The organism is Pseudomonas sp. NPDC086251 (genome assembly GCF_044746405.1).
In the GTDB taxonomy this organism is placed as follows: Bacteria; Pseudomonadota; Gammaproteobacteria; order Pseudomonadales; family Pseudomonadaceae; genus Aquipseudomonas.
In genome coordinates this window covers 1-6,204 of the sequence record NZ_JBIVBY010000074.1, presented here as the reverse complement: position 1 = coordinate 6,204, position 6,204 = coordinate 1, and the positions used below count along the sequence as shown (strand labels likewise).

The window sequence follows — 6,204 nt, the reverse complement described above, 5'->3', positions numbered from 1 at the left end:
GGAAGAACCGCGCAAGATTACATTGCAGCGCAAAACCACCAGCACCCTGCGGGTTGCTGGCAGCAAAAGCATTAGCGTTGTAGTACGCACGAAGAAAGTCTGCGTACCGCGCAGCCCGGAAGAAATCGAAGCCGAGCGCAAACGCGAACTGGAAGAACGTCGCGCAGTAGAAAATGCTGCTCGTCAGAAGGCTGAAGAAGAAGCCAAGCGTCGCGCCGAAGAAGAAGCGCGTCGCCAGCCTGCTGCTGCGCAGAACGCTACTAACGACGCGGTCGCAGCTCCTGCTGCGGTTGCCGAGCCAGTGCGTGAAAGCGCTCCGGTTGTGGCCGCTGTTCCAGCACCTTCTGCTGACGTTCGCAACAAGCAGAACGAACAGCGCCGTCCGGACAAACCACGTGCCGACGATAACAATCGTCGTGGCAGTGGCGATGGTGAGCGCAAAAACGCTCCGCATCGTGCTTCGGTCAAGGAAAAAGCGCCTGCGCCACGCGTTGCCCCGCGTACTACCGACGAAGAAAGCGATGGCTTCCGTCGTGGTGGTCGCGGCAAGGCCAAGCTGAAGAAACGCAACGCCCACGGTTTCCAGAGCCCAACCGGCCCTGTCGTGCGTGAAGTGAAGATCGGCGAGACCATCACTGTTGGCGATCTTGCCCAGCAGATGTCGGTCAAGGCTGCTGAAATCATCAAGTTCATGTTCAAACTGGGTACTCCAGCGACGATCAACCAGGTACTGGATCAGGAAACTGCCCAACTGGTTGCTGAAGAGCTGGGCCACAAAGTGACCCTGGTCAGCGACACCGCCCTGGAAGATTCCCTGGCCGAGTCCCTGAAGTTTGAAGGTGAAGCGTTCTCCCGTGCACCAGTCGTGACCGTAATGGGCCACGTTGACCACGGTAAGACCTCGCTGCTCGACTACATCCGTCGTGCCAAGGTAGCTGCTGGCGAAGCCGGCGGTATCACCCAGCACATCGGTGCGTACCACGTTGAAACCGAACGCGGCATGGTCACCTTCCTCGACACCCCTGGTCACGCCGCGTTTACCGCAATGCGTGCCCGTGGTGCCAAGGCGACCGACATCGTGATTCTGGTGGTTGCAGCGGACGACGGCGTAATGCCGCAGACCATTGAAGCCGTTCAGCATGCCAAGGCTGCTGGCGTTCCGCTGGTGGTTGCAGTGAACAAAATCGACAAGCCGGGCGCTGATCTCGATCGCATCCGTAGCGAACTGTCGGTTCACGGCGTGACGTCGGAAGAGTGGGGCGGCGACACCCCGTTCGTATCGGTGTCGGCGAAAGTCGGTACTGGCGTGGACGAGTTGCTCGAAGCTGTCCTGCTGCAAGCTGAAGTCCTGGAACTGAAAGCAACGCCTTCGGCCCCAGGTCGTGGTGTTGTGGTTGAATCGCGTCTCGACAAAGGTCGTGGCCCGGTTGCAACCGTTCTGGTTCAAGACGGTACCCTGCGCCAAGGCGACATGGTGCTGGTCGGTTCGAACTATGGCCGCGTTCGCGCCATGCTCGACGAGAACGGCAAGCCAATCAAAGAAGCCGGTCCTTCCATCCCTGTCGAGATCCTCGGCCTGGACGGTACTCCGGACGCTGGCGACGAGATGAGCGTGGTTGCCGACGAGAAGAAAGCCCGTGAAGTGGCTCTGTTCCGTCAAGGCAAGTTCCGCGAAGTCAAACTGGCCCGTGCTCACGCTGGCAAGCTTGAAAACATCTTCGAGAACATGGGTCAGGAAGAGAAGAAGACGCTCAACATCGTCCTCAAATCCGACGTCCGTGGTTCGCTGGAAGCGTTGAACGGTGCCTTGAACGGCCTGGGTAACGACGAAGTGCAAGTGCGCGTTGTCGGTGGCGGTGTCGGTGGTATCACCGAGTCCGACGCCAACCTGGCACTGGCCTCCAACGCTGTACTGTTCGGCTTCAACGTGCGTGCCGATGCTGGCGCTCGCAAGATCGTCGAGCAGGAAGGCCTGGATATGCGTTACTACAACGTGATCTACGACATCATCGAAGACGTCAAGAAAGCCCTCACCGGTATGCTCGGCAGCGATGTTCGCGAGAACATCCTGGGTATCGCTGAAGTGCGTGACGTGTTCCGTTCGCCGAAGTTTGGCGCGATCGCCGGTTGCATGGTGATCGAAGGTGTTGTTCACCGTAACCGTCCAATCCGTGTACTGCGCGAAGACATCGTTATCTTCGAAGGCGAGCTGGAATCCCTGCGCCGCTTCAAGGATGACGCTTCCGAAGTACGTGCCGGCATGGAATGCGGTATCGGCGTGAAGAGCTACAACGACGTCAAGCCTGGCGACAAGATCGAAGTTTACGAGAAGGTTCAGGTTGCTCGCAGCCTCTAACTCGCGCACTTCAAGGGCCACGCAGGGCCTGCGCATGCAAATGCGCGGCTCCGCGTCAGGACTCTAAACGCAACGCCCGGTCTGGCTTTTGTCAGGCCGGGCGTTTGCCGCTTTCAGACCCCTCGGGTTTCACCGTGGGGCAGTAACAGGTAACAAGACATGGCAAAAGAATACAGCCGTACCCAACGTATCGGCGATCAGATGCAGCGTGAGCTGGCACAGCTGATCCGTCGTGAAGTCAAAGACCCGCGCGTCGGCCTGGTCACCATTACCGCTGTTGAAGTCAGCCGTGACGTCGGTCACGCGAAGATTTTCATCACCGTGATGGGGCAGGACACTGCCGAAGACATCGCGCAAAGCATCAAGGTGCTCAACTCCGCCGCCGGTTTCCTGCGCATGCAGTTGGCCCGTGAAATGAAGTTGCGCAGCGTTCCACAGTTGCATTTCCACTACGACGAAAGCGTCGTGCGTGGCGCGCACCTGTCGGCCCTGATCGAGCGTGCGGTGGCTGAAGATAATCAGCACCCGGTTGCGGCTGAAGCCGAAGACGCCAAGGAGTAATCGGTGGCTCAGGTCAAACGTATCCGTCGTAATGTCAGCGGCATCATCCTGCTCGACAAGCCGCTGGGGTTTACCTCCAACGCGGCGTTGCAGAAGGTCCGCTGGTTGCTGAACGCCGAGAAGGCCGGGCACACCGGCAGTCTCGATCCGCTGGCCACCGGCGTGTTGCCGTTGTGCTTTGGTGAGGCCACCAAGTTTTCGCAATACCTGCTCGATTCCGACAAGGCTTATGAAACCCTGGCGCAACTCGGCAAGACCACCACCACGGCGGATGCCGAGGGTGACGTTTTGCAGGAACGCCCGGTGACCGTTGGTCGCGCCGATGTCGAGGCAGTACTGCCGAATTTTCGCGGTCAAATCAGTCAGATACCGCCGATGTACTCGGCTCTCAAGCGTGATGGCCAGCCGCTGTACAAGCTGGCCCGTGCAGGCGAAGTAGTGGAGCGCGAACCGCGTTCTGTTACTATTGCGCGCTTGGAATTACTGGCCTTTGAAGGTGATACTGCGCGGCTTGCGGTGGATTGCAGCAAAGGCACCTATATCCGCACCCTAGTGGAGGATATCGGTGAGCAACTCGGTTGTGGCGCTTACGTTGCTGAACTGCGACGTACCCAGGCCGGGCCTTTCACGCTGGCGCAGACGGTCACGCTTGAAGAGCTGGAAGCGGTACATGCCGAAGGCGGCAACGAAGCGGTTGACCGCTTCCTGATGCCATCGGACAGCGGCCTGCTGGATTGGCCACTGTTGCAGTTCTCGGAGCACAGCTCGTTCTACTGGCTCAACGGCCAGCCAGTACGCGCCCCGGATGCACCGAAGTTCGGCATGGTACGGGTACAGGATCACAACGGTCGCTTCATCGGTATCGGCGAAGTGAGCGAAGACGGGCGCATCGCGCCGCGTCGACTGATTCGGTCGGAATGACCGAAACCAGCCTGTGTAACAGCAGGTTGGCGAGGGTGGCTGTTAGCAGGCATGGTCACTACTCATTTTTAGATACAGGGATTTGTCCCTGGCCTGTTGAAACTGTTTCTTTGAAACAGTTTCCTGATAAAAGGATTGCCTCATGGCTCTCGACGTTCAAGAAAAAGCTCAAATCGTTGCTGACTACCAGCAAGCTGTTGGTGACACTGGTTCGCCAGAAGTGCAAGTTGCACTGCTGACCCACAACATCAACAAACTGCAAGGTCACTTCAAGGCCAACGGTAAAGATCACCACTCCCGTCGTGGTCTGATCCGCATGGTAAACCAGCGTCGTAAGCTGCTGGACTACCTGAAAGGCAAGGATCTGGGTCGTTATCAGGCTCTGATCGGTCGCCTGGGTCTGCGTCGCTAATCAGCGATTGCGCTATGAGGTTGGTTGTTTGCTGTGCGTCAGCGGGTTTCCCGCAGGCGCATGGCAGGCTCCCAGCCTCAAGTTTTATCTGGATAGTCGTTTTACCCTGGACAGGCGTTGGGCCGATTCCCGACATTGCCCAAGAATTTCGCAAGAAGACAAGTTCCCCAAGAGCCACAAAAGAAGGTAGGACACCGTGAACCCGGTAATCAAAAAATTCCAGTTCGGTCAGTCGACCGTTACCCTCGAGACTGGCCGTATCGCCCGTCAGGCCTCCGGCGCAGTATTGGTCACCGTTGACGACGACGTCAGCGTATTGGTGACTGTGGTCGGCGCCAAGCAAGCCGATCCAGGCAAGGGCTTCTTCCCTCTGTCCGTTCTCTACCAGGAAAAGACTTACGCTGCCGGTAAGATTCCTGGCGGTTTCTTCAAGCGTGAAGGCCGTCCTTCCGAGAAAGAAACCCTGACTTCCCGACTGATCGACCGTCCGATCCGTCCGCTGTTCCCAGAAGGTTTCATGAACGAAGTGCAGGTTGTCTGCACCGTCGTTTCCACCAGCAAGAAGACCGATCCGGACATCGCTGCGATGATCGGTACTTCGGCTGCGCTGGCGATCTCCGGCATTCCTTTCGATGGCCCGATCGGCGCTGCCCGCGTCGCGTTCCACGAAAGCACCGGCTACCTGCTGAACCCGACTTACGAACAACAGAAAGCGTCGAGCCTGGACATGGTCGTTGCCGGTACTTCGGAAGCCGTGTTGATGGTTGAATCGGAAGCCAAAGAGCTGACCGAAGACCAGATGCTGGGCGCGGTACTGTTTGCTCACGACGAGTTCCAGGTGGTGATCAACGCCGTTAAAGAACTGGCCGCTGAAGCTGCCAAGCCAACCTGGACCTGGGCTCCACAGCCTGAAGCCACTGCTCTGCTGGGCGCTATCCGTGCCGAGTTCGGCGACGCGATCTCCCAGGCTTACACCATCACCATCAAGGCCGACCGTTACGCTCGCCTGGGTGAGCTGAAAGACCAGGTGGTTGCCAAGCTGTCCGGTGAAGAAGGCCAGCCTTCTTCCAGCGAAGTGAAAGCGGCCTTCGGCGAAATCGAATACCGCACCGTTCGCGAAAACATCGTAAACGGCAAGCCACGTATCGACGGCCGCGACACCAAGACCGTACGTCCTTTGAATATCGAAGTCGGTGTTCTGCCAAAGACCCACGGTTCGGCGCTGTTCACCCGTGGCGAAACCCAGGCCCTGGTTGTTGCAACACTGGGCACCGCCCGTGACGCACAACTGCTGGACACCCTGGAAGGCGAGAAAAAAGACCCGTTCATGCTGCACTACAACTTCCCTCCGTTCTCGGTAGGTGAGTGTGGCCGCATGGGTGGCGCTGGTCGTCGCGAAATCGGTCACGGCCGTCTGGCCCGTCGTTCGATTGCAGCCATGCTGCCGGCTGCCGACGTGTTCCCGTACACCATTCGTGTTGTGTCGGAAATCACCGAGTCCAACGGTTCTAGCTCCATGGCTTCGGTCTGCGGCGCTTCGCTGGCTCTGATGGATGCCGGCGTTCCGATGAAGGCACCGGTTGCCGGTATCGCCATGGGTCTGGTTAAAGAGGGCGAGAAGTTCGCCATCCTGACCGACATCCTGGGTGACGAAGACCACCTGGGCGACATGGACTTCAAAGTAGCCGGTACCGCCAAAGGTGTGACCGCGCTGCAGATGGACATCAAGATCAAAGGCATCACCGAAGAGATCATGGAAATCGCTCTGGGCCAAGCCCTGGAAGCGCGCCTGAACATCCTCGGTCAGATGAACCAGATCATTGGCCAGTCGCGTACCGAGCTGTCGGAAAACGCTCCGACCATGATCGCGATGAAAATCGACACCGACAAAATCCGTGATGTCATCGGTAAAGGCGGCGCTACCATTCGTGAGATATGTGAAGAAACCAAGGCT

5 protein-coding genes are annotated in these 6,204 nt (G+C 58.3%); all 5 read left to right on the top strand.

Annotated elements, in window-relative coordinates; translation table 11 throughout:
- A partial coding sequence (gene infB, locus ACIPL2_RS34945) for a translation initiation factor IF-2 (protein WP_401365344.1) occupies positions 1-2,356 on the top strand: 2,356 nt, incomplete at its 5' end.
- Between the two features lie 159 nt (positions 2,357-2,515).
- Positions 2,516-2,917, top strand: coding sequence for a 30S ribosome-binding factor RbfA (rbfA, locus tag ACIPL2_RS34940; protein ID WP_401365342.1), 402 nt, complete (start codon positions 2,516-2,518; stop codon positions 2,915-2,917).
- A 3-nt stretch (positions 2,918-2,920) separates the two neighbouring features.
- Positions 2,921-3,838: a tRNA pseudouridine(55) synthase TruB gene (truB, locus tag ACIPL2_RS34935; RefSeq protein ID WP_401365339.1), complete on the top strand. Its 918-nt coding sequence runs from the start codon at positions 2,921-2,923 to the stop codon at positions 3,836-3,838.
- Positions 3,839-3,980: 142 nt separating this feature from the next.
- Positions 3,981-4,250 carry a 30S ribosomal protein S15 gene (rpsO, locus tag ACIPL2_RS34930; RefSeq protein ID WP_003176135.1) on the top strand — a complete coding sequence of 90 codons (270 nt, stop codon included), beginning with the start codon at positions 3,981-3,983 and terminating at the stop codon, positions 4,248-4,250.
- Between the two features lie 196 nt (positions 4,251-4,446).
- Positions 4,447-6,204, top strand: a 1,758-nt coding sequence (gene pnp / locus ACIPL2_RS34925) for a polyribonucleotide nucleotidyltransferase (RefSeq protein WP_401365337.1), incomplete at its 3' end; no start/stop codon positions are given.

Bases quoted from the DNA above. Each gene is read 5' to 3' on its own strand.
- rpsO (WP_003176135.1), top strand. From the start codon at position 3,981: ATGGCTCTCGACGTTCAAGAAAAAGCTCAAATCGTTGCTGACTACCAG.
- rbfA (WP_401365342.1), top strand. From the start codon at position 2,516: ATGGCAAAAGAATACAGCCGTACCCAACGTATCGGCGATCAGATGCAG.